The sequence below is a fragment of the Streptomyces sp. NPDC107454 genome (genome assembly GCF_055582885.1).
Map to the genome: position 1 here is coordinate 673,393 of NZ_JBVJPA010000002.1, position 23,237 is coordinate 696,629.

Annotated in this window: 18 protein-coding genes and 1 riboswitch; of the genes, 5 read left to right on the top strand and 13 right to left on the bottom strand. The window is 71.6% G+C overall.

Translation table 11 applies throughout. The features are described from left to right. The first annotated feature begins 173 nt into the window (after positions 1 to 173). From ACZ69M_RS07155 to ACZ69M_RS07165, 3 genes are all read left to right on the top strand, one after another. Positions 174 to 1,535, top strand: a complete 1,362-nt coding sequence (locus tag ACZ69M_RS07155; protein WP_470047377.1) for a diacylglycerol/lipid kinase family protein — start codon at positions 174 to 176, stop codon at positions 1,533 to 1,535. A gap of 115 nt (positions 1,536 to 1,650) precedes the next feature. After that, a riboswitch (cyclic di-AMP (ydaO/yuaA leader) is annotated at positions 1,651 to 1,821 on the top strand. Positions 1,822 to 1,877: 56 nt separating this feature from the next. Continuing rightward, complete coding sequence (locus ACZ69M_RS07160; protein ID WP_470047379.1) at positions 1,878 to 3,320, top strand: C40 family peptidase; 1,443 nt, start codon at positions 1,878 to 1,880, stop codon at positions 3,318 to 3,320. A gap of 165 nt (positions 3,321 to 3,485) precedes the next feature. Then, positions 3,486 to 4,679: a hypothetical protein gene (locus ACZ69M_RS07165; protein ID WP_470047381.1), complete on the top strand. Its 1,194-nt coding sequence runs from the start codon at positions 3,486 to 3,488 to the stop codon at positions 4,677 to 4,679. A 71-nt stretch (positions 4,680 to 4,750) separates the two neighbouring features. On the opposite strand, the gene ACZ69M_RS07170 is transcribed toward ACZ69M_RS07165, so the two are convergent. The 6 genes from ACZ69M_RS07170 to ACZ69M_RS07195 all read right to left on the bottom strand — a co-directional run bounded on the left by ACZ69M_RS07170 (position 4,751) and on the right by ACZ69M_RS07195 (position 9,573). Continuing rightward, on the bottom strand, positions 4,751 to 5,356 hold the full coding sequence (locus ACZ69M_RS07170; RefSeq protein WP_470047383.1) for a GOLPH3/VPS74 family protein: 606 nt from the start codon (positions 5,354 to 5,356) through the stop codon (positions 4,751 to 4,753). A 166-nt stretch (positions 5,357 to 5,522) separates the two neighbouring features. After that, the gene (locus ACZ69M_RS07175) at positions 5,523 to 5,696 is read right to left on the bottom strand and encodes a CsbD family protein (RefSeq protein ID WP_470047385.1); all 174 of its coding nucleotides are present in this window, start codon (positions 5,694 to 5,696) and stop codon (positions 5,523 to 5,525) included. Positions 5,697 to 5,830: 134 nt separating this feature from the next. Continuing rightward, positions 5,831 to 6,733, bottom strand: coding sequence for an SGNH/GDSL hydrolase family protein (locus ACZ69M_RS07180; RefSeq protein WP_470047563.1), 903 nt, complete (start codon positions 6,731 to 6,733; stop codon positions 5,831 to 5,833). A gap of 185 nt (positions 6,734 to 6,918) precedes the next feature. Next, on the bottom strand, positions 6,919 to 7,653 hold the full coding sequence (locus ACZ69M_RS07185; protein ID WP_470047387.1) for an SDR family oxidoreductase: 735 nt from the start codon (positions 7,651 to 7,653) through the stop codon (positions 6,919 to 6,921). Between the two features lie 39 nt (positions 7,654 to 7,692). Next, the gene (locus tag ACZ69M_RS07190; RefSeq protein WP_470047389.1) at positions 7,693 to 8,082 is read right to left on the bottom strand and encodes a 5-carboxymethyl-2-hydroxymuconate Delta-isomerase; all 390 of its coding nucleotides are present in this window, start codon (positions 8,080 to 8,082) and stop codon (positions 7,693 to 7,695) included. Positions 8,083 to 8,124: 42 nt separating this feature from the next. Next, positions 8,125 to 9,573: an MFS transporter gene (locus ACZ69M_RS07195; RefSeq protein WP_470047391.1), complete on the bottom strand. Its 1,449-nt coding sequence runs from the start codon at positions 9,571 to 9,573 to the stop codon at positions 8,125 to 8,127. A 181-nt stretch (positions 9,574 to 9,754) separates the two neighbouring features. On the opposite strand from ACZ69M_RS07195, the gene ACZ69M_RS07200 reads away from it, so the two are divergent. Beyond that, positions 9,755 to 10,138 carry an ArsR/SmtB family transcription factor gene (locus tag ACZ69M_RS07200; RefSeq protein ID WP_470047393.1) on the top strand — a complete coding sequence of 128 codons (384 nt, stop codon included), beginning with the start codon at positions 9,755 to 9,757 and terminating at the stop codon, positions 10,136 to 10,138. Between the two features lie 5 nt (positions 10,139 to 10,143). Here the strand turns inward: ACZ69M_RS07200 and ACZ69M_RS07205 are convergent, their stop codons facing one another. The 7 genes from ACZ69M_RS07205 to ACZ69M_RS07235 form a co-directional block, all read right to left on the bottom strand. Beyond that, positions 10,144 to 11,424, bottom strand: a complete 1,281-nt coding sequence (locus ACZ69M_RS07205) for a phthiocerol/phthiodiolone dimycocerosyl transferase family protein (RefSeq protein WP_470047395.1) — start codon at positions 11,422 to 11,424, stop codon at positions 10,144 to 10,146. Positions 11,425 to 11,428: 4 nt separating this feature from the next. Next, positions 11,429 to 12,313 (bottom strand): FAH family protein, encoded by an 885-nt coding sequence (locus ACZ69M_RS07210; protein ID WP_470047397.1) that lies wholly within the window; start codon positions 12,311 to 12,313, stop codon positions 11,429 to 11,431. A gap of 70 nt (positions 12,314 to 12,383) precedes the next feature. Then, positions 12,384 to 14,141 carry a thiamine pyrophosphate-binding protein gene (locus tag ACZ69M_RS07215; protein WP_470047399.1) on the bottom strand — a complete coding sequence of 586 codons (1,758 nt, stop codon included), beginning with the start codon at positions 14,139 to 14,141 and terminating at the stop codon, positions 12,384 to 12,386. Then, a complete protein-coding gene (locus ACZ69M_RS07220; protein ID WP_470047401.1) occupies positions 14,138 to 15,340 on the bottom strand; it encodes a mandelate racemase/muconate lactonizing enzyme family protein in 1,203 nt (400 codons plus the stop codon). Before ACZ69M_RS07220 ends, ACZ69M_RS07215 begins: the two co-directional genes overlap by 4 nt. Next, positions 15,333 to 16,214, bottom strand: coding sequence for an alpha/beta fold hydrolase (locus ACZ69M_RS07225; RefSeq protein ID WP_470047403.1), 882 nt, complete (start codon positions 16,212 to 16,214; stop codon positions 15,333 to 15,335). Before ACZ69M_RS07225 ends, ACZ69M_RS07220 begins: the two co-directional genes overlap by 8 nt. A gap of 15 nt (positions 16,215 to 16,229) precedes the next feature. Beyond that, complete coding sequence (locus tag ACZ69M_RS07230; protein ID WP_470047405.1) at positions 16,230 to 17,906, bottom strand: GH3 family acyl-acid amido synthetase; 1,677 nt, start codon at positions 17,904 to 17,906, stop codon at positions 16,230 to 16,232. Between the two features lie 100 nt (positions 17,907 to 18,006). Further along, positions 18,007 to 18,999 (bottom strand): aldo/keto reductase, encoded by a 993-nt coding sequence (locus ACZ69M_RS07235; RefSeq protein WP_470047407.1) that lies wholly within the window; start codon positions 18,997 to 18,999, stop codon positions 18,007 to 18,009. 287 nt (positions 19,000 to 19,286) lie between these two features. On the opposite strand from ACZ69M_RS07235, the gene ACZ69M_RS07240 reads away from it, so the two are divergent. Further along, positions 19,287 to 23,183, top strand: a complete 3,897-nt coding sequence (locus ACZ69M_RS07240) for a type I polyketide synthase (protein WP_470047408.1) — start codon at positions 19,287 to 19,289, stop codon at positions 23,181 to 23,183. Positions 23,184 to 23,237 lie beyond the last annotated feature (54 nt).

Genomic DNA, 23,237 nt, shown 5'->3' on the forward strand with positions numbered 1-23,237 from the left:
CCGGTCGGCGCGGGCCCGGCGGAGCGTGGCGGTTGCGCGGGGCCTGGCCCGACGGTTGCATACGACTGTGTCGTCGATGGCCGACCCCGCACACAGCCAACGACCCGCCGAACCGGGCTCCCGTGCGGCCGGGCCCGCCAGTGCCGGACTTCTACGACGTCCGTGGAGGAGCGATGGGTGTGGACACGAGCGCGCGGGTCGGCCACGGGAATCGGTGGGCGGCCAGGGCCGCGCTGCTCGCGGCGGCGCTGGCGGTGCTGCTGCCGCTCGGTTACGGAGGCGTGGACGGCGTACTGCTGCTCCTGGCCGCGCTCCTCGGCGTGGCCGTCACGGCGGCGGCGCTGTGGTGGGCGCTGACCCGGCGCGGTCCGCTCCGCTGGGTGGCGGCCGTGCTGGCGGCCGTCGTGCCCGGCGGCGTGCTCACCCTGTTCGCCGTGGCCGGGCTGCTCTGGGCCGTTCCCGTGTCCCTGGCACTGTGGACCGTGGCCGTCTGGAGCGGCCGGTACGCCCTGCGGAGCGACCGGACGCGCGCCCCGCGCCCGAAGGAGCGCAGGGCACCGCCGCCGCGGCGCCCCTTCCTCCTCATGAACCCGCGCTCCGGCGGCGGCAAGGTGGCGAAGTTCGGGCTGCGGGAGAAGGCGGAGGGGCTCGGCGCGCAGGTCGTGCTCCTCGACCCGGACAAGCACCAGGACGTCACCGCGCTGGCCCGGGCCGCCGTCGCGGACGGCGCGGATCTGCTGGGCGTCGCGGGCGGTGACGGTACCCAGGCACTGGTCGCGGCCGTCGCCGCCGAACACGGTCTGCCGTTCCTGGTGGTCTGCGCCGGCACCCGCAATCACTTCGCGATGGACCTCGGCCTCGACCGCGACGACCCGGCGACCTGTCTGGACGCCCTCACCGACGGCGTCGAACTCCGCGTGGACCTCGGCTTCGCCGGCGGCCACCCGTTCGTCAACAACGCCTCCTTCGGCGCGTACGCGACGGTCGTGCAGAGTCCCGCGTACCGCGACGACAAGATCGGCACCATCCTGGATCTCCTGCCCGACCTGCTCACCCGCCAGCGCGGGCCGCGACTGACCGCTCGCGCCGCGGACACGACGCTCGACGCCCCGCAGGCCGTACTGGTGAGCAACAACCCCTACCGCACCAACGATCCGGCCGGTCTCGGCCGCCGCGAACGGCTCGACTCCGGGCTGCTCGGTGTCCTCGGCATCACGGTGGACAGCGCGGCCGAGGCCGCCGCGCTGGTACTGGACCCCGCGCCGGACGGGCTCGTGGTCCTGACCACCCGTGAGGTGGTCATCGACGCCGACCGCGCGGAGATCGAGGCCGGCATCGACGGCGAGGCCCTGGTCCTGCCCGCCCCGGTGCACTGCCGCGTCGAGCCCGGCGCCCTGCGCGTCCGCGTCCCGAAGGAACGGCCCGGTGTGCCGGAGGTCCAACCCCCTTTGGACTGGCGCCGGTTGCGCACGCTCGCGGCGACCGTGGGGCGCACGGCGGTCGTACGGCATCCTGGTCGTGACCGGGACACGTAGACGAAGGTCACAATTACATATCGGACAGTTCGCGCTCCAATCTTCACACCAGGCACACAAATTGGCTAAGTTGGCGGTAGGCCGCACGACTCCCTCCGGCGAACCTCGCCGGGTCGCGCGGCCTCCGCCGAATCCGGTGCCCCCGTGGTGACCGGAACCTGGACCCAACCGACCTTGGGGTGAATCGGCCCAACTGCCCGATCGGGCAAGGGCCGTAGGGCATGCCTTCCGGAATCTTCCGCCCGAACCCGACAGCCGACCCGGTAGGCGGAGTACGGAAGGAGTACGGCTCCCATGGCGCCGGAACGAACCCCGCGCCCTGGAGGCAACAGCCTCCCTGGCATGCCTGACTCCGCACGCGCGGCGGCCGCCCTCAGTGGCGCGGACGGTCCGAGCCGCGAGGAGGTGCAGCAGCGGATCAGCTCCCTCTACGACCAGGCCGAGAACGCCGTCGGGTTCGTCAACGGGACCCGCGCGATGACCACGGGGAGCCGAAGCCGCGTCAACCCGGCGCCGGAAGCCGCGCGCAGGCGCCGCGACCCCGCCCTCGACGACATCACCAGGACCTGGTTCGACGCGGCGCGCGCGCAGCTGGGGCCGTCCGCGCCGGCCAGGCTGCCGGCCGACCGGATGCTGAAGCCCCCGGCCGAGGCGCGGCCCACGGGCCCGGCGAAGCGGCCGGAGGACGGACTCACCGACCGTGGGCGGGAGTTGACCGCCCGCCCTGTTCTGGAGTTGACCGCGGGCCCCTCCGCCGAGGCGGCCGCCGGGCCCGTGGCCGAGTTGACGGCCAGGGCCGTCGCCGCACTGCCGGCCGCGCCGGAGCCTGCGCCGCAGCCCACGCTGGAGGCCGCCACGGCCCTGCTGCCCGCGCTGCCCGCCGGGCCGGGGCAGTCCTCGTTGAAGACGTCCAAGGAGAAGATCCAGCGCAAGCTGGCGCTGGCCCGTGATCTGGTGTCCCAGCACGCCGCGCGCTGGAACCCCGGGCCCGCGGCGATCGAGTCACGTCCGGCCGAGGCCGTCTGGCCCACCCCGGAGGACCAGGCTCGCCGGCAGACCGCGGAGGAGTGGCAGCGACAGCAGTCGACCGCACTCGGCCCGGACATGTCCTTCGGCACCGGGATGCCGCTCGGTGCGGACATGTCCCTCGGCACGGGGATGCCCCTGGCCGCGGGCATGCCGCCCGGCGCGGGGATGCCCCTCGGCGGAGGCGTACCGCCGGCCACGGACATGTCCATGGGTACGGGAATGCCCCTCGCTGCCGACATGTCCCTCGGCGCCGGAATGCCCCTGGCCGCGGGCATGCCGCCCGGCGCGGGCATGCCCCTCGGCGGAGGCGTACCGCCGGCCACGGACATGTCCATGGGTGCCGGTGTCTCCACCGGTGTGGTCAACACGGCCGTCGGCGCTGCGGAGTCGGCGTACGGCGGGAAGGCCGCCAAGGCCCTCGCCTTCGCCCGCGAGCAGATCGGCAAGCCGTGCGTCTGGGGCGCGACCGGACCGGACTCGTACGACTCCGCCAGCCTCGTCCAGGCCGCCTGGAGGGCCGCCGGGGTCGCGCTTCCGCGCACCGTGCACGGGCAGGCGACCGCCGGTGCGGCGATTCCGCTGACCGACATCCAGTTCGGCGACCTGATCTTCTTCTACGACAACGTCAGCCACGTCGGGTTCTACACCGGCAACGGCATGATGATCCACGCCCCCAGCCCGGGTGCCTCGATACGCGAGGAGTCCCTCTTCTTCGCCGGACAGAAGGCGATCCACAGCGCGCTGCGCCCGGCGTGACGGACGCAGCGACATCTCCAGCGCCTCAAAGCACACATAAGGCACTGGAGCGGTCAAAGTTCCGCAAGAGGGGATGTATGTGATCCACGCGGGCCTCGCCGCCCGACCGGCCACCCGCGCTGACCATACTGGGAGGCCACGCCGCCTCCCACCGCAAAGTGACTCATGCCCAAGCCCTCCACCGCCCGCGCCACCGCCCCGGAAACCGTCTGGCTGGCCGGCGGGCGCCACGTCGGGCCCGCCCCGCAGGAGATCCTCAGGGAGAACCTGCGGAGGCTGAAGGCCGACGAGACGATCCACGACTTCCTGGACGCAGCGAACCCCTCGGACTCCGAGGGACGTGTCTTCGAGGCGCGCTGGCTGGTCGACGACGCCGTCACGGTTCGCGCACGGCTCACGACCGACGGACGCGAACACTCCGCCGAGGGAACCCGCTGGACGCTGGTGGCCGAGGCGGAACGGCCCTGGGACCTCGCGTGGCCCTCTCCGGCGACCATGTTCTGGCCCGAGGGACACGAGGTCCCCTGGGACCACGACATCGTGGCCGGGCTCCGGCTGCGGGACATCAACCCGCTGCCGCAGGAGGACAAGGCACTGCGCCGTCTGCTCAAGGAGGCCGCGCAGCACAGCTGGAGCATCAACGTCGTCATCCACGAGGCGATGACCACCGACGAACGCGGTCGCCTCCCGCTGGCCCGGCTGCTCCCGCCCGGTCTGCGTCACCGCGTCGTGGAACACCGCGCCGCGCCCGAGCAGTTCCAGGCGGTCAACTGGGCGCTGTACGACCTGGGCGTACGGGTGCCGCGCGGCGGCGCCGTGATTCTGCCCGGTTCCCCCGCCCGGCCCGGGTACGACGAGCAGGACTGCACCGTACGCAGTGTGTTCCTCGACGGCTCGGAGCCGACGGAGCTCCTGGAGAAGGTCGTAAGGTACGCGGCGCTGCCCCGGCCGCTGCCGGAAGCGGCGGATGACGCCCTCACCGGCCTCCGGGAGGACTGGAAGCTGCTGACGCTGGAGGAGGCGCGGGCGCTGGTGGCTGTCTACGCCGAGGCACTCGACACCATGACGAAGTCGCGCGACCAGTACCGCGAGGCGACCGAACTCGCACATGCGGCGCTGGCCGAGCTCCGAGACCTCCGGACGACGGCGTCCGGTGCGCACGAGACGTCCGCCGGTCAGGAGGGCAACCCGCTGCACCAGCTGACACGGACGTTCCAGCGGGTCGCGGGCACCGTACGGGCACGGCGCGCGGCCCGCGACGACGGCCCGGACCGGGCCACCGACACTGGAACAGGTACCGGCACCGGCACCGGCACCGGCACCGGCACGTCAGAGAACGGGCCCGTCAAGGGCGAGTGATCGCTACCGGAAACCGGCGCCGGCCCGAGGCCATCCTCTGAAACCTGCGTGTCGCGGCGTGCCCGCTCGCGTCACGCACCTCGCCAGAGATTGGCGAACGCCGCGTTCTCGATGGACCGGCGCTGGCGTACCGCTTCCAGTTCCATGACCGCGTCGTTGACGGCGGCCAGCACGGTCGTCACCGCGTCGTCGCTCACGACCGGTACGTCCGCGCCCTGCTCGGCCGGAATCCCGACGGCCGCCGCGAGGGAGACGAGGACGGGCTCGTCGGCGGCCCAGCGGTGCAGGGCCCGGCGCCGGGCGGGCGAGTCGACCACGACCATCCGGACGGCTCCGAAAAGCAGCCGTCGTTGGCGTTGCCGGGTCAGCTGACCGTCCGCCTCGAGGGCGGCGAGATGGACCGCGGCCAGGCCACGACCCCTGCGCCACAGCCAGTCCTCGACCGGCTCGTAGGGCACCTGACGTACGAGCGAGGACGCGGCCTCGGCCAGGAGGCGGTCCTCCGTCGCCGGCTCCGGGGCCGGCACGAGGCGGTCGCCGTCCAGGTGGACGGCGTCCGCGGCGAGGAGGTCGATCACCTCGGCTCCGGCGAGTGCGAGGGACAGGTCGCCCTGGCCCACGGGGCGGTCCGGGTCCACGTCCATGGCGGTGATCAAGAGGTCCCTGGCCGTGGTCATAGATGGCTCCCCCACACAGTCTCCGGAGGGGCAAGCCTACGATCTTCGGCGGGGAAAGCCTACGAACCTCCACCGCTCGGCGCGGGTGCGCGCGGAGCGGAGCAGGGGGCCCGTCGCTCCATGCGACGGGCCCCCTGCTCCGCGTGAACCGTGCGCCCCACGGGCATCAGCCGCGGAAGATGTCCTTGGTCTTCTCCTTCGCCTGACGCGCGTCACCCTTGGCCTTCTCCAGGCGCCCCTCGGCCGTCATCCGCTCGTTGCCCACGGCACGCCCCGTGGTCTCCTTGATCTTGCCCTTGGCCTGCTCGGCCTTGGCCTTGGCTTTCTGGTCGCGAGCCATGGAACTCACCTCTCGGTGCTCTCGGATCAGGTGCTCACTGAGCCGTGTGACCCTGGGCAGATCGCGTAAACATGCCTGGTCCATGGAGTTCGTGGAGTTCGTGGGGTCCATGGAGATCGCGCACGGCACAGGAGCTAGAGCCGCCGGAGCACCGCCCCGGCCATGGCCGCCTCGCCCTTGGCGTTGGGGTGTGCGGGGGCGGCGGGTGAAGCGGGCTGCAGCGGCTCGATCCACCGGTCGGCAGGTGCCTTGCACATGTCGTGCCCGACGGTGGGTTTGTAGGTGTCGACGTATTCGGCACGGCTGAACAGGGCCACCGTGCGCATCATCAGGTTGAGCCGCTTCCCGACGTCACGCAGGTAGGCGAAGTCCTTGGCGGCGAACGGGACGGACGGATAGCAGCCGCTGCCGTCGTCGGGCAGGAGGTCCGGGTAGCCGACGACGAGCACGCGGGCGTGCGGGGCCCTGTCGTGCACGGCGCGCAGCACCCGCGCGATCTTGGGCGCCGTCTCGATGATGTTCCGCGTCAGCTGGTCGAAGCCCGCGGAGTTGTAGTACTGCTGGCAGGGGTTGCCCGACGGGTCCTTGGAACTCAGCGCGGCACAGGTGCCGATGATGGAGCCGAAGCCGATGTCGTTGCCGCCTATCTGCACGGTCACCAGATCCGTGGAGCGCTCGACGGCGTTCAGCTGGGGTCCGTTGGTTCCCTGCGCCTTCCACATGTCGTCGGTCGTCGCACCGGCGCAGCTCACGTCCGTGAACGTTCTGGTCTGCCGCCGCGTCGCGACGAGCGAGGGGTAGTTCTGGTCGGAGCGGGCACAGTTGGCGTCCACCTGACGAGGGATCAGGGGTCCGGAGGTGTACGAGTCGCCGAGCGCCACGTAGTCGGCTCCCCGATGGGAGTGCGGTCCGCTCGCGACGGCGGGAGACGCGGAGGCGACGCCGAGGAGCAGGACACCACTACCGAGGGCGGCTCCCAGCGCGGAGGCGTGTCGTCGTCTTCGGGTGACGTCGCCCCGGACCACGTGATGGTTCATCATCTCTCCTCCGTCGACACTGACGCGGCATTGCTTGCAGGCTCAACATCGCTTGTATACCGGCCGGTAGGTCGCTGGAGAAGAGATCTGTCACATATGCGGGAAACCCCGCCTCCCGAGTAGCGGAGACGGGGCCTCGCGGCGCACCCGCCGCGGCACGGCGAGGGGCGTCAGATCATGTGTCGTCAGGCGATGGTTCCGCCGCCGTCGACGTACACGGTGGTGCCCGTCGCGTAGGCGTTGCCGGTGACGAAGAGCACCGCCTGGGCGACGTCGGCCGCCTCGCCCACGCGCCCCACGGGCAGTCGTTGCGTCGCCGCCTCGTACATCCGCTCGCGGGCGGTGACGTCCATCCCCTCCCAGAGCGGGGTCCGCAGCAGCCCCGGCGAGACGGCGTTGACGCGCAGCGGCGCGTACTCCAGGGCCAGGCCGCGCACGAGGGCCTCGAGGGCCGCGTTGATGGCGCTCTGCAGGGCCGAGGCCCGGCCCGGCCGCTGGGAGAGGTAGCCGGCGAGCAGGGTCAGCGACCCGGAGGGCCGGACGCGGACGGACCGGGCAATGCGGTACGCGCCCCAGAACTTGCTGTCCATGGCGGCGTACGCGTCGGCCAGCGGCAGGGCGTCGACCCGCCCCATGGGGGTCTCCCCCGCCGAGACGACGACGTGGTCGAACTCCCCGGCGGTGGCGGCGAACTTCTCCACCTCCTCCTCGGAACGGATGTCCAGGGTCTGCCCGTTCACCGCCCCGCCACCGGACGCGGTGAGCCCGCCGAGCACCGCGAGGGCCGCGTCGAGTCGCTGCGGGCTGCGCGAGGCGATGACAGTGTCGGCGCCCTGCGTGACGAACTCCCGGGCGGCGGCCAGGCCGACACCGGAGGTGCCGCCGACGACCAGGACGCGCTGGTCTGCGTATGCGCTCATGACTGGTTCTGCTCCTGTACGTGGAGGGGGCGGGGCCGGTCAGGCCGCGGGACGGCCGCTGTGGTCCTCGGACCGGGTCCGGGCGAAGCTCGGGCGGTCCAGCTCGGTGATCTGGACGGAGATGTCGCAGGCCGTCTCGCGCAGGGTTGCCTCGAAGGCGTCGGCGAGCACGGTCAGGGCGGCCTCGCTCACCGCCGTCTTGGCCTCCGGGGACTTGCCGCCGAACGTCCGTACGTCGAGGTTGACGAACGACTGCTCGCGGGTGCCGTCCCCGATGAAGTACTGGTCCATGCGGACGGCACGGCTCTTGAAGTCCTGGATGCGGAAGCCTCCGACGGAGGCCAGTTCGGTGTGCAGTTTCCCGAAGAGGGCGGCCGGGTCTATGCGCTCCCGGACGTTGCCTGAGTATTCGAGCACGAGGTGAGGCATGGAACGGGGACTCCTTGGGGTAGGGCGACCGGGTGGCGGCCGTCAGCGCGCGTCGGCGGTCTTCAGAGCGGGCTCGGACCCGGCCTTGGACACGGCGGCCGTCGCGGTGGTCGCCTGCCGCCTGGGCAGGCCGACCGCGCTGAGCACCGCGCTGATCGCGAGGGCCACCACGGCGCAGAGCAGGGCCGCGCGCAGGCCGGACAGGAAGTGGTCGGAGGCGGCCTGGCCGACGAGCAGACCCATCACCGCGACCCCGATCAGGCCGCCCAGCTGACGCGAGGCGTTGAGCACGCCGGAGGCGATACCGGCGTTGGCCGGGTCCACGGAGCCGAGCATGGCGTTGGTCATGGAGGGGACGACCAGGCCGATGCCGAATCCGGCGACGACGAACTGCGCGGTCATCTGCGCGTACGCCCCGGAGTCGACGACGGGGACCGTGGCCAGGTAGCCGAGGACGGCGAGGGTGTTGCCTGTGATCAGTACGGTCCGGGCTCCGTAGCGCTTGACCAGCGGACCGCACGACAGGTTCGCGATCATGATGGCGGCCGTCATGGGGAGGAACGCTAGTCCGGCGCCGATGGGCGAGTAGTCCCAGACCTGCTGGAAGAAGAGGCTGAAGACGAAGATCAGGCCGTAGAAGGCGAAGTTCAGCAGCACTCCGATGAGGGACGTGGAACTGAACGCCCGTCGGCCGAACAGGTGGAGGGGCAGCATCGGGTCGCCGCTGCGGCGCTCCACCGCGAGAAAGCCGGCCAACGCGACCAGGAAGACGGCCAGGCAGGTCAGGACGGTGGCCGAGGACCAGCCCTGCGCGTTGGCCTCCACGATCGCTCCGGTGAACGCGCCCAGGCCGACGACGGCGAGGAGCTGACCGGGCAGGTCCAGCGAGCGGCGGACCGAGGCGTCCCGCGCGGGGGCGGGCCGGGCGTGGGCTCGCACGAGCACGATGCCGACGGCGGCGATGGGGACGTTGACGTAGAAGATCGAGCGCCAGCCGAGCGAGTCCACCAGCAGGCCGCCCACGACCGGGCCGAGCGCGAGGGCGAGTCCGCCGGCCGCGGCCCAGAGGCTCACGGCGCGGGTGCGTTCCGCCGGGTCGGGGAAGTTGGTGTTCACGATCGACAGCGAGGACGGCACGATCATCGCGGCGCCGACGCCCTGGACCACACGGGCGGTGATGAGAGCGACCAACGAGGGAGCGGCGCCGCAGGCCAGGGACGTCACGGCGAACAGGGCGAAGCCCGCCATGAAGATCTGCTTGGGGTCGTAACGGTCGCCCATGGCACCGGCGGTCAGGAGGAAGGCCGCGAAGGTGAGCGTGTAGCCGTTGATCACCCACTCAAGACCGGACAGACTGCCGCCGAAGTCCGCGCCGAGCGCCTTGGTGGCGACGTTCACGACGCTGACGTCCAGGATGACGACCACGAAACCGAGGCAGGCCGCGAACAGCGTCAGTCCCGGCCTGGTCTTGTGGGGTTGGGTCTGAGGCACGGTTTTCCTTCCGTCGTGCCGGAGGGCGGTGGGGGGGCCGGAGCCGGGCGATACGCAGCGGGCTCCGGTAGACTGTTCGTCTACGAGCGAACAGTCCGAGTGTACGCAGATCATCGAACACTCTGCAATCCGTGTACGGCACGCCTCACGGACCAAGCGAGTCGGGACGGAGCAACCAGCCATGACGGCACAGAGCCGAGAGTCGACGGCAGCCTCGAGTCACCGGACGCCGCCGATCCACACTCCCCCGGGCGAGGTACAGCTGGAGGCGGCGCTGCTCGCCCTCGCCGACCCGGTCCGCCAGACCCTGGTACGGGAGTTGGCCGGGGCCGCCGACTGGGAACGGTCGTGCGGCAGCTTCGACGTGCCGGTCACCAAAGCGACCCTCAGCCGCCACTTCGCCGTACTGCGCGAGGCAGGCCTCCTGGAGCAGCGCGACGCCGGACCCAAGAGACTCAACCGGCTGCGCCGCGCCGAGTTCGACGAGCGCTTCCCCGGCCTCCTCGCCCTGGTCCTGCGCACCGAGGACGCCCAGGACACCGAGGACACCGCGAACAGGGCCTGAGCACCTCATCGGGAGGCCCCCGCCGACAGACCCCGTCGCGCCTCGGCGGGGCGCAGCACGCGCTCGCGCAGCGCCTTCGCCACGGCGCGGACCGTGTCCGGGTCGGTGCTGGGGGTGCCGAAGGCGAGTGCCGTCGTGAACGCCCCGCCGAGGGTGCCGAGATGGAGGACCACTCCGTAGTTGGCGCCGACGCGGTTGACCACGGTGCGATAGCCGGTGACGCGGGCGGTGTGCGGGCCGAGCGCCGGGTCGACGACACCGACGTTGGTGATGCAGATCCCGGCGGCCGACCGGGCGGCGGCGGTCTCCTCCACCACCCGCCGGATCACCGCGTGGTCCCGCAGGGGCGGTCGCCACGCGGAGTCCGCCCGTGCCAGCGCCGCGGCGTAGTCACGGGCTTCGTCGGCCGGGTCGCCCCGGCCGACCCGCACGGGAACGTTCAGGACGTTGATGAAACAGCCCACGTCCGGCAGTTCGGCGCTCTCCTCGTATCGTCCCCGCAGCGACACGGCCGTGCACAGATTCACCTCCGAACGGCCCGTGGCCTCGGCGTACGACTCGGCCAGCGCGACCGCGAAGAACTGATTGACCGTCACCTCCCGTTCTCTGCACCGGGACTTGAGGTCCAGGCTCTCCTCCCGGGTGAACGCCAGCGGGACGAAGTCCGCGGCCCGCTCGTCCCAGGGCCGGTGCGCCTCGAACGGCAGGGGATCGGGCCGCGGCACGGGCTCCCGTACCGGGGCGTCCGGCGGCGCGGGCGGACGGTACGTCAACGTGTCCCCGTTGGGCGGCAGGGTTCGGACGTCGTGAACGCTCACCCCCTGGGCCGGGGCGAACAGCGCGTCCAGCAGCGCGCGGACCACGGCACCGGTGGAGTGGCCGTCCGAGATCGCGTGGTTGCGGGTGAAGTAGAGGTGCGACGCCCCCGCGCCCGGGTCGCGGACGAGGCGCAGCCGCCACAGTGGACCACCGGTCTCCAGCACGTCGTTGAGCTCCCGGCGCAGTACGTCGTCGGGCGAGTCCGGCGCGCCGAGCGGATCGTGCTGGATCTGTCCGGGCCGGGGTCCGGGGCCGGTGGTGAACCACAGACCGTCGGGCCGCTCCTCGATGCGCAACGACAGCAGCGGCAGCTCGGCGGCCCACCGCTCGGCGCCGCGCCGGAAGTGCTCGGGGTCGAGGTCGCCGCGCACCGTGACATGGGTGGTGACCTGCGTGGTGCCGTGCATCAGCGCGTGGGTGCGGGCGAACGCCGCCTCGACGTCACTGAGTCGGCGCAGCGGGGTCACGGCGTCAGTCCTGTCCGGGGCGGCGCGTCCACACCAGCGGGTGGGACAGCCGCACCCCGTGGCTCGCGATGTCGATGGTGACCCGGTCGCCGTCCGCGGTCCGGAACCCGGCGTGGAAGCTGCTGCGGTCGGCGCCGATGTAGACGTAGTGCACCCGGCCGGGGCGGTGCAGGGCCTCGTAGGAGAAGAGGCGCGACATCATCGTGGGCAGGTCGTAGTGGAGGGCGTCGACACCGGTGGTGAACGGGCCCTTCCAGGCGGGTGCACCGCCCCGTTCGACGGTGACCTCGCCCGTCACCGAGCGCGGCGGTTCGCCGAGGTGCAGCCAGGGGGACACCCCGGCATCGCACAGCTTCGCGTACGACAGGTGTCCTGCGTGCTGTTTGAAGCGGCCTATGTCGGTGACGTCGTTGCCGAAGGTGTAGCCGGCGTAGCGGGGCGTGCCTCGCTCGTCGCCCACGTAGACGAGGACCACCTCGGCCTCCTCGCACACGGCCACGGCGTCACCGGGTACGGACAGCTCCTCGCCCGGCACCTTCAGGACGTCTCCGAGCCCCTTGACGAACCAGTTGGGCTGATCCGGGACTTCGGCGCCGACCTTCACGTTGTGCGTCATCATGAAGCCGCTGACCAGCGCGTCCCCCACGTGCGCGGGCAGCAGCGGCGGCAGCAGCCGCGCCCGGTGACGTTCCGCGGCCGGTACGTCGACGGCCGCCCGGCCCCGGGTCAGCAGCGCGGCGATGTCCGCCCCCTCGCCGACCGCCGTGGTGAGCAGCGCGGCGAGGGTGTCACCGGCCAGGGGATACAGGCGCAGGGGGGCTCCGGCCTCCGGCACGCCCAGTCCGAGGTGCCGCTCGTCGTCGTAGATGCATTCGAAGACCACCGTCATGGTGGGTTCCTCCTGGGAAGTCGCGGGCTGGGAAGGCGGTGGCCCGCCCGGTCCGGGCGGGCCGGTCCGGTCACTCCATGAGGATCTCGACGAGGACGGGCTTGCCGTGCTCCTTGATGTGGGCGACCGCCTCGCGCACGGTCGGCGCGACGGCGTCGACGCGCTCCACCCGCGGCAGGGTGTGGACACCGAACGACTGGGCCAGTGTCACGAAGTCGACGGGCCGGTCGTAGAAACTGGTGGCAATGTGCGCGCGGTCGATGTCCCGGTCGCGGTTGCCTGCGATGCGCTCGGCGTGCTGGGTGGAGTTCAGGTAGAGGCGGTTGTTCATGACGATCACCAGGAGCGGCACGTCGTAGGCGGCGAGAGTCCACAGCGCGCTGGGCGTGTAGAGGAAGTCGCCGTCGGCCTGGAGGTCGACGCAGAGCGTGTCGTCGCTCTGGTGGGCGAGCGCCGCGCCGATCGACGCGCCGAGGCCGTAGCCGAGGCCGCCGCCGCCGTTGAGGCCGAGGTAGCTGCCGGGTCGCTCCAGCGGCCAGAGCTTCTTCACCCAGCCGTCGATGGTGAGGCTGCCGGTGTTGGTGAGGATCCACTCCTCGTCTCGGACCGCACGGTGGATCTCGTCGACGGCCGCGGACACGTGGATACGGTCGCGGCCCTTCGCCTCCTCGGCCTGGCGCGCCCAGTCGGCACGGGCTTCGGTGTGCAGGTCGGCGAGGGCCTTGATGCGCTGTTCGCGGCGCTCGGTGAACGCGGGCGCCGCGAACGGACCGGCCGGGTCCTCGACGACCGTACGCAGCGCGGCCACCGAGTCCGCGGTGTCGGCTGCGACGGCGCGGGTGACCGGCACGAACTGCTGGTAGTCGGCGGCCCATTTGCTGGTGAGCAGTTCGTTGAAGCCGACGGTGACGATGTCGGCGCCGTTCGCGGGCGCTCCCTGGTCGGTGAGCGTGAGAAAGGAGCCGAGGGCGCCGACCAGGTCCTGCACCTCGAGGGCGAGGACGAGGTCGGCGTCGGACAGGAGCGTGCCCGAGGTGTGGCTGACGTTGAGCTGGTGGGTGTTGGGGAAGTTGAGCCGGTTACCGCGGTCGACGACGGCCAGGCCCAGTGCGTCGGCGAGCGCGACCAGCTGCGCGACGGTACCGGGGTCACGGCCCGAGAAGTCGACGACCAGGACCGGGAGTCGGGCGGCGAGCAGTCGCCCGGTCAGGTCGTCGAGGTCGGCGCCGTTCAGCGCGGGCAGCCGGGCGGCCTCGGTGGCCCGCGCGGGGAGCAGCCGTACGCCGTCCTCGAGCGGCTGCTCCTGCACGTCGAAGTCGAGCGCCACGAACACCGGCGCCTGCATCGGCGTGTTCATCAGCTTGAAGGCGCGGTAGAGGGACTCGACGGTGGCCCGCTGGCCGATGGGCTGGTCGCACCACTTCACGTAGTCCTTGACGACGGACTCGATGTTCTGCGAGGTGTGGATCCAGTCGATCCACGGGCGGCGCTTGCCGGCGTCGACGGGGCCGTTGCCGCCGAGTACGAACAGCGGTACGCGGTCGCACCAGGCGTTGAAGACGGCCATCGAGGCGTGCAGCAGACCGACGTTGGCGTGCACGAACACACCCATGTGCCGGCCGCTCGCCTTGTGGTAGCCGTGTGCCACGGCCACGGCGATCTCCTCGTGGCAGGTCATGACGATCTCGGGGGCGATCTCGGCGTTGTCCGCGTGGACGAGGGAGTCGTGCACGCCGCGGAAGGACGCGCCGGGGTTGAAGGCGACCTTGTCGATGCCCTGCTGGTGCAGGAACTCCACCACCAGGTCGGAGAAGTAGGACGTCGTCATGCGTGTTCCTTCGTACGGGGCGCGGGAGCGGGGACGGGCCGCCAGGACGTGTCGCCCTCGGTGCGGCGCAGCACGGCCCAGGGTTCGGCGTGTTCGTTGAGGTCGAGGCCGAAGCCGGGTCCGGGGGCCGGGGTGATGGTGTTGGTGGTACGGCACACCGCCGGGGGCGGTGAGACGACCGGTTCGGGGAAGAAGCGGTCGGACTGGCCGGCCTCCACGGTGAACGCGTCGCCGTGTGCGAAGGCGAGGGCGCGGCCGGCGTTGATGAGCGGTCCGACCTCGGCGACCTGGACGCCGATCTGGAAGCCGAGGCCGGCGCGCCGGGCCAGCTCGATCACCTGCGCGGCGGTCACCGGGCCGCCGTTCTTCGCCACGCGGACGTTGAAGGCGTCGCAGGCCCCGGACTCGACGGCGGTGCGGGCGTCGTCGAGGGTGCACACCGACTCGTCGAGCAGGATGCGAAGACCGGTGCGGGCCCGCAGCCGGGCGAGTTCCGCCCAGGACCCCTTGGCCAGGGGCTCTTCGACGAGGTCGGCTCCGGCGTCGCGCAGCGCGGCCAGCTGCCCGTGGGCCTCGTCCGGGGTCCAGCTCATGTTGGCGTCGACCATGACGGGGACGGTGTCGCCGAGGCGGGCGCGGATCGCGGTGACCGTGCGCAGGTCGCGGGCGATGTCGTCGGCCGCCTTGACCTTGACGAAGTGGAAGGGGCCGCGGGTGTCGAGGAACTCCTCGACGTCGAGGCTGAGGTCGAGTACCTGGGAGACGGGCAGCGCGGGGCGGCGCGCGGCAGGTGCCCCTTCGGTGGGCACCAGTTCCGCCCCGCCCAGGCCCAGCCGCCTGCCCAGCAGGTCGAGCAGCGCGGTCTCCAGGAGGCAGAGCAGATTGCCGCCGCCCCGCAGGCCGAAGGTCGCGGCGACTCCGCCGTGGCGCAGCCGGGCGAGGAGCGCGGCCGGTTCGGTCGAGCGGACCCGCGCGAAGATCTCGTCCAGCGGTACATGGCGAAGGGCGCCGGTCACGGTCTCGGTGGTCTCCCCGGTGACGTACGCCCTGGGGGCGCACTCCCCCAGGCCGCACGCTCCGTCGACGTCCAGGCGCAGCAGGAGGCTGTCGGAGGTGGAGCGGCGTTTGGCGGGGTGGTCGAAGGGGACCGCCATCGGCATCTCGACCCGGTACAGGACGGCCTCGGCGGCGTCAGGCATGGCGGTCCAGCCCTTGAAGGAGGGTGAACGTGGACGCCCAGTCGACGAGCCGGGCCCGTACGTCGGTGTAGAAGAGGTAGTGCTTGTCGGTGGCGAACTGGAGCAGGGCGCCGTGGCTCCCGGTCATCCCGAGGAAGGTGCGCCGCGCGTCGTCGAGGTCGATGATCGGGTCGCTGATGCCGGACACGAAGGCCGCCGGAACCGCGGGCAGCGCCCGCTCGGGCCGCATGTACAGCCGCTCCAGGTCGAGCAGCACGCTCCGGGAGCGCCGGGTCAGTTCGCGTACCGCCAGGTCGTCGTGGTCGATGAAGTGCCGGTGGCGCGGCTCGTCCGTGAAGTCCTGGGCCCTGAGCCCGGCGTCCCACGGCTCCTGGCCGGTCTCGGCCGCCAGGGTCCGCAGTTGCTCGTCGTCGAGGGTGGCGTGCAGTTTGCCCAGCCATGCCGAGCAGAAGACGGCCGCGTCGTAGCGGGTGGTGAAGTCCGGGTGGTGCATGAGCGCCGCCATGAAGGAGCCGCCCAGGCAGTGCCCGAAGAGCGACAGCGGCACGCTCTCGCCGACCGCCTCCCGTACGTACTCCAGCGCGGCCACGTAGTCGCGGATCACCGTGTCGACGCCGGGCAGGTCGTGCCGTGTGCCGCCGCTGATGCCGCTGCCGCGCCGGTCGAGGACGTAGAAGGCGATGTCGTTGTCGGCGAACTGGGGCCCGACCTCCCACAGCCAGCCGGCGTGCGACTGCAGTCCGTGGAAGTAGAAGACGGCGCCCTTCACCTGTCCGCGCGGCCGCCACAGGTGCAGCGCCAGTTCGGCGCCCTCGACGGGGATGCCCACGATCTCGCGGCGGATGTTCTGCGGCGGCCTCTTGGTCTCGATCACGTCCGAACTCCCTTGTCAGCGGCCGGATATGCGGCCGGATACGGCGGCGACGAAGTCGATGTCCTGCTGGAACGGCTTGTACTTGTACTGGGTGGCGTTGCGCGCCTGGCGGCGGCTTTCGATATAGGTGGTGATGGCGTCGTGGGGCACGGTGACGACCTCCAGCGCGCCGAGCCGCCCGCTGTCCCGCTTGGACGCGTACTCGATGTTGATCTCGTGCAACGCGCTGTCGACGTCGGCCGACAGGGTCTGGTCCAGTCGCGGTGACGGCTCGGGGGCCTCGGCGACGACGATGTAGTACGGGGGCTCCGCCCACCGAGGTCCGCACATGTAGAGCCCGGTGCCGAGGCCGCTGGCCGCGAGACCGCGCCGGATGGCCTCGGTGACCTGGGACTCGGTGATCTTCTCGCCGGTGAAGGAGTGGAAGATGCCGTCACGGTGGACGAAGTGGACCCACGGGGTGCCGTCCACGATCCGGTCGACGCGGTAGATGTCGCCCGTCCACAGGCGGTAGAGGCCGTTGCCCTGCGTCATGATGAGGTGGTAGTCGCGGCCGGGTTCCACCTCGTCGAACAACAGCGTGTGAACCGGCTCGCCGCTGTCGACCAGTTCACCCAGGGGCACGTCGGCGGGTACGAACTCGAAGTACGCCTGCCCCACGGCCAGCGGCTGGCTGTGCGGCGAGTCGTCCACCGGGATGGTGGTGACCCCCTCGGTGCCGCAGCTCATGAACGGCATCTTGTCGACGCCGGGGAAGACCGCGTCCAGCTTCGCCGCGTACAGCCCGGCGGAGGCCGAGAGCCAGCAGGTGTAGAGGGTGAGGGAGGGCCACACGTCCTTGAGGCTGAAGTCCGGCTTGCGCAGGACGTCTTCGAGGTGCCGGGCGGCCCGCTCGTCGGGTTCGGCGTACGGCCTGCCGTCCAGCGTTCCCTCGCGCAGGTCGCGCACCAGGTCCGTGCCGTGCGCGGCCAGCAGGTCCCGCAGGGAGATCAGGGTGCTCGGGTTGATCGCCGAGATGTAGTGCAGGTCCCTGCCGACGAGGTTGCGGATGCGGTGGTACATGCGGCCCTCGTGGGCGCTGGGGACGGCCGGGCCGAACCACGGCGACTCGTACCACGGCGGGTTCCAGTCGCGACTGTTGATCTGCGGGTGCCGGTTGCTGACGGCCTGGTGCCCGATCCCATGGACGAAGTCGAAGACGTCCTCCCGGACGGTCTGGGTGTCGAGCGTCGCGTACGGGTGGTCGAGCAGCTCCGGGTGGTACTCCAGGTATGTGCCCCACATCGCCTTCATGGCGGGGATGCGGTAGGTGAGGAGCCAGTGCAGGGTGTAGGGCACCAGCTTGGGGACTCCGGTGGTCCCGCTGGTCTTGAGCCAGCGCAGCACCGGACTGCAGGTCAGGGTTCCGCCCTTGGTACGGGTCTCGCGCTCGATCTCCGGTACGAAGTCGTCGTAGCGCATGATGGGCAGCACCGAGCGGAAGAGGCCGGGGTCGGCGGCGACGGCGTCGTAACCCCGCTCCCGCCAGTGGACCGAACCCGCGCTCATGTCGATGACGTCGGCGAGGACGCGCTGTTGTGCGACACCGGGTTGCTTCAGATCGGACAGCAAGGCGTCCCGGGCCTGCCGGCACTCGTCCGCGAAGGGAGCGCGGCGGTCGTTCCAGTGTTTCTGCCAGTGCGGTATGTCCACGGCTGCTCCTGAGGATCTGTTTCTGGCTCTGGGCTCTGCTGCGGGAAAAGGCGAGAACGGCACGTCGCAGGACGGCTCTCGAGAACCTGGCCGGGAGGAGTCAGCGGTCGATGTAGGCCATCATTCGCTCGTTGTAACGAGGACCGGCGACCAGATCGGCGCGTACGGCGTCGTCGATCTCGGCGAGCGTGTCCACGCTGAGCGCCACGGTGGCGGAGCGGGTGTTCTCCTCCAGGTACGTACGCCGCTTGGTGCCCGGGATGGGGACGATGTCGTCGCCCTGGTGCAGCGCCCAGGCGATGGCGAGCTGGGCCGGGGTGAGGCCGTGGCGCTCCGCGACCTCCCGGATCTTCGCGGCGATCGCCATGTTCTGGTCGTAGTTGACGCCCTGCAGACGCGGGTCGTGGTGCCGGAAGTCGTCGTCCGGGTAGTCCTCGGCGCGCTGTACGCCACCGGTCAGGAAGCCCCGACCGAGCGGGCAGAAGCCGACGAGGCCGATACCGAGTTCCCGCAGGAGCGGCAGGACCCCGTCCTCCAGGTTCCGCTCCCAGACCGAGAACTCGCTCTGCACGACGGACAGCGGGTGGACGGCGTGGGCGCGACGGATGGTCTTCTCGCCGGCCTCGCACAGTCCCAGGTAGCGGACCTTGCCCTGCCGTACGAGGCCGGCCATGGTGCCGACGACGTCCTCGATCGGCACCTTCGGGTCGACGCGGTGCTGGTAAAGCACGTCGATGTAGTCGGTTCCGAGGCGCTTCAAGGAGGCCTCGACGACCTCGACGATGTGCTCGGGACGGCTGTCGGCCTCGGCCGTCGTGCCGTCCTTGAGCTTCATCGGGAAGCCGAACTTCGTGGCGATGAGGGCCTGTTCACGGCGGCCTGCGAGGGCGCGGCCGAGCAGCACCTCGTTGTCGTGAGGACCGTAGGCCTCGGCGGTGTCGAAGAGGGTGTAGCCCAGTTCCAGTGCCCGGTGGACGGTGGCGACCGACTCACGGTCGTCCGTGGCGCCGTACCACTGGCTCATGCCCATGCAGCCGAGGCCGAGCTCTGAGACCTCCAGCCCCTGACGGCCCAGCTTCCTGGTGGTGAGCATGCCTGCTCCTTCGCACTCGGTGGTGGGGATCGCGTCGCAACTGAAGCACATAGATGTACTGGAGTTCAATAGTCGACTCGAGGTCACCGGAATCCTTCAGGGGGAACCGGTGGGGCCACGGGCGCCTCGTGCGCAAAGGCGCCGTCAAAATCCGTTCATGTGGCGTTTGTTACACAGAATCCCTCCGCCATGACCCGCCCTTAACGACACCTTCATCAAAAGGACTTCGGATCAAGTTTGTTCTTCGGTATAGATTTGGACTACTGACTCGTCAGGAAGGCGCGGATGTGAACACAGTCGAACCGATCGCGATCATCGGCATGGGATGCAGGTTCCCCGGGGCACCAGGGGTGGAGGAGTTCTGGAAACTGCTGGAGAGCAACACCGATGCCGTCGTACCGGTGCCGCGGGACAGGTTCGACGTCGCCGCCTGGTACGACCCACGGCCCGGCACGCCCGACCGGCTGATCTCCCGTCACGGCGGCTTCCTGGACGGCGTGTTTGACTTCGACGCCGCCTTCTTCGGGATATCGCCGCGCGAGGCACGCACCATGGACCCGCAGCAGCGCCTGCTCCTGCACGTCGTGTGGGAGGCGTTCGAGGACGCCGGCATCCCGCCCTCCACGGTCCGCGGCAGCGGCACGGGGGTGTTCGTCGGGCAGGCGACCGCCGAATACGGCGACGCGACGGGGCCGTCGGCCACGGCGGACGTGCGCGCCATCGCGGGCAGCAGGCTGCGCGCCGTCACCGCCGGACGTGTCTCCCACGCCTTCGACCTGCGCGGGCCCAGCCTGGTGCTGGACACCGCCTGCTCGTCCTCCCTGGTCGCCCTGCACAGCGCACGCCAGAGCCTGCTCACCGGTGAGTGCGAACTGGCCGTCGCCGCCGGGGTCAACACGATCCTCACGCCCACCGACGCGGTCGCCTACTCCCAGGGGCGGATGCTCGCGCCGGACGGCCGGTGCAAGTTCGGCGACAGCTCCGCGAACGGCTTCGTGCGCAGCGAGGGCGTGGGCACCGTCCTGCTCAAGCGGCTGTCCGACGCCCTCACGGACGGCGATCCGGTGCACGCCCTGCTGCTGGGCAGCGCCGTGACCAATGACGGCGACGGCAGCGGCCTGCTCCTGCAGCCCGCGGTGTCCGGGCAGGTGGCGATGGTCCGCTCCGCGTGGCGCAGCGCCGGGGTGAGCGGGTCCCAGGTGGACTACGTGGAGGCGCACGGCACCGGGACGACCGTCGGTGACGGGGTGGAACTGCGGGCGCTGGCCGAAGCGTTGGGGGCCGAGGACCGTACCGGGGCACCGCTGCTGGTGGGCTCGGTGAAGACCAACATCGGCCATGCCGAGGCCGCCGCCGGCATCGCGGGCCTCATCAAGACGGTGCTCGTGGCCAAGCACCGCACGGTGCCCGCCTCGCTCCACCTGACGTCACCCCACCCCCAGCTCACGGAGCCCGGCTTCCCCATCACGGTGGCGGACCGCAACACGTCACTGCGCCCCAGGGGAGACCGTGCGGTGCTCGGAGTGAGTTCGTTCGGCCTGTCGGGGACCAACGCGCACGCGGTGATAGGCGAGTACGTCCCCGAAGCGGCACCCCTCCCGGACGGCGGCACACCGCGGTCGGCCGAGGACGCGGGCCCGCACCTGCTCGTCCTCAGCGCCCGCACCCCCACGGCCCTGCGCCGGCTGGCCGTCCGCCACGCCGAGCATCTGGGGCCGGACGGGCCCGGCCGCGGGCACCGGCTGCGCGACATCTGCCGCTCGGCTGCGACGGGCCGCGACGCACACCCCTTCCGTCTGTGGGCCGTCGGCCACTCGCACGACGCCCTGGCCGACGTACTGCGCGCCCTGGCGGCGGATGAGCCCACGCCCGACGGCGGGATGCACGAGGCGGGCTTCGACGGTCCGCGCGAGGTCGCCTTCGTCTTCTCCGGGCAGGGTTCCCAGTGGCGCGGCATGGGCCGGGAACTGCTTCGGACCTCCGACGCCTTCCGCGCGGCACTGACGGAGTGCGACGCGGCGGTGCGCGAGGAGCTCGGCTGGTCGGTCGTGGACCTGCTGCTGGACGACACCGCGGAGCTCGCCGACGCCGTCGAGAAGGTGCAGCCCGCCTTGTGGGCCGTGGAGGTCGCACTCGCGGCCCACTGGCGCGGCATGGGGGTGGAACCGGACCTGGTCGTCGGACACAGCATGGGAGAGGCCGTGGCCGCGTGCGTGGCCGGTGCCCTGTCGGTGCGGGACGCGGCGCGGGTGATCTGCCGCCGCAGCAGCCTGATGCAGCGCCTCGCGGGCCGCGGCGCGATGCTCGCCACGGAGCTGTCCCCCAGCGCGGCGCACGAACTCGTCGCGGCGTACGGCGACGACGTGTGCGTGGCGGTGGAGAACTCGCCCAGCGCCACCGTGCTGGCCGGCGACGCCGTCGTACTGGAGAAGATCGCCGGCGAGTTGGAGCGGCGCGACGTCCTGTGCCGCAGGGTCAAGGTCAACGTCGCCTCCCACTCCCCTCTCATGGACGAGATACGCGACGACCTGCTGGCAGGGCTGGCGGACGTGGAGCCGGTTGCGCCGCGGACGGAGATGATCTCCACCGTCCGGTGCGCTTCCGTGCGGGGCGCCGACCTCGACGCGGGCTACTGGGTGGACAATCTGCGCCGTCCGGTGCGCTTCGCCGAAACCGTGCGGCAGCTCGCCGAAACCCGGGACGTGATCTTCGTCGAGATCAGCCCGCATCCGTTGCTGGCCCAGGCGATCGACGACGTGCAGAGCGCGGCCGGCGTGGCACCGAAGGTGGTGTCCACGCTGGTCCGGCTGCAGAGCGAGGCGACGGCGACCGCCCGTGCGCTGGGTCGGGCGTTCGCCCTCGGCGCCCGGGTCGACTGGCGGCGCTGGTACGGCGACGACAACCGCCGAATACCGCTGCCGTTGTACACGTGGGACGCCGAGGACCACCGCGTCGAGAGCGTCTCGTCGACGGCTCCGGTGCGGCTGTACGAACGTCAGGTCCGGCTGTCGCGGCTGGGCGTCGCGGACCTGGACACGGGTGTGTCGGTGCGCGGACTGTCCCCCGTGCCGCCCGCGGTGTTTCTGCAGGCGGTCGCCGAGGCGGTGCGCGACCTGGTCGGCGAAGGACCGGTCGAGCTGCTCGACACCCGCATCGGCGCGGGGCTGCCGCTCCTGTCCGACGCCCCGCGGACCAGTGTGCGGATCCGGTTGGATCGATCGGCCGGGGCAAGGGACCCGCTGGCCGGGGAGAGGCAACCCCTCGCAGAGGAGGGGGAGTTCACCTTCGCGGTCGAGGTGGTCTCCGAGGAGTCCGGCGCGTCCGCCCTGTGCGTGGCGGGAACCGCACGGGCGGCGGCGACACCGGCCCACGCCTCCGGGCTCGCCCCGCTGGACGGCGCGCTGACCCGGTGCGGCGAGTACGTGCCCGGCGCCGAGTTCTACCGGCGGGCGGAGGCCCGCGGGTACTCCGTCGCCCCGCCGCTGCGCACCGTACGGCAGGTGTGGCGGCGGGAGGGCGAGGCGGTGGCGCGGTTGCACGCGCCCTCGGGTGCGGTGAGCGGCGCTCTGGAGGCCGGTCTGCTGGCCATGCTGGGAGCCTGGCCGCACTCCACGGCGGCGGACGACCCGACGCGGGCCCATCTGCCCCTTTCCTTCGCCCGCGTCCTGCTGGCCGACGCACCCGGCGGCGAGTACTGGAGCACGGCCCGCTCGGCCCCCGAAGCCGACCGGGACCGTACTCGCTGCGATGTCCTGCTCACCGCGCCGGACGGGCGCGTGCTCGCCGAGTTCGAGGGCATCGCGCTGGTCCGGTCGCCGGGTCGCTCCGACGCGGCGCGCCACGAACACGACGCGATGACGGCTGCCGGCGCGGCGCTTCCTCCCGTCGAGCGGGCTCCCCTGCCGAAACCGGGGGCCGGCCGGTCGCACACCTCCCGTCCGCCCGCGGAGCGCCTCTTCATCCACACCGCGACGATGCTCGGCACCACCGTCGACCGGGTCGATCCACGGCGGTCCCTGCGCGACCTGGGCCTCGACTCGCTGATGGCGACCCAGCTCAGGCGCATCCTGCACCGGGAACTCGGGGTGGATCTCCCGACCAGCCGTCTGCTGGGCAACGAGAGCGCCGCCGCCATCGCGGCCGATCTCCGCGAGGAGGCGGCGCCCGAGCCCCGGAGCCGCTGAAGCCTGCCCGGGCGACCAGGTCGCCTTCAGCCGGAGCGGTCGTACCGCGCTACA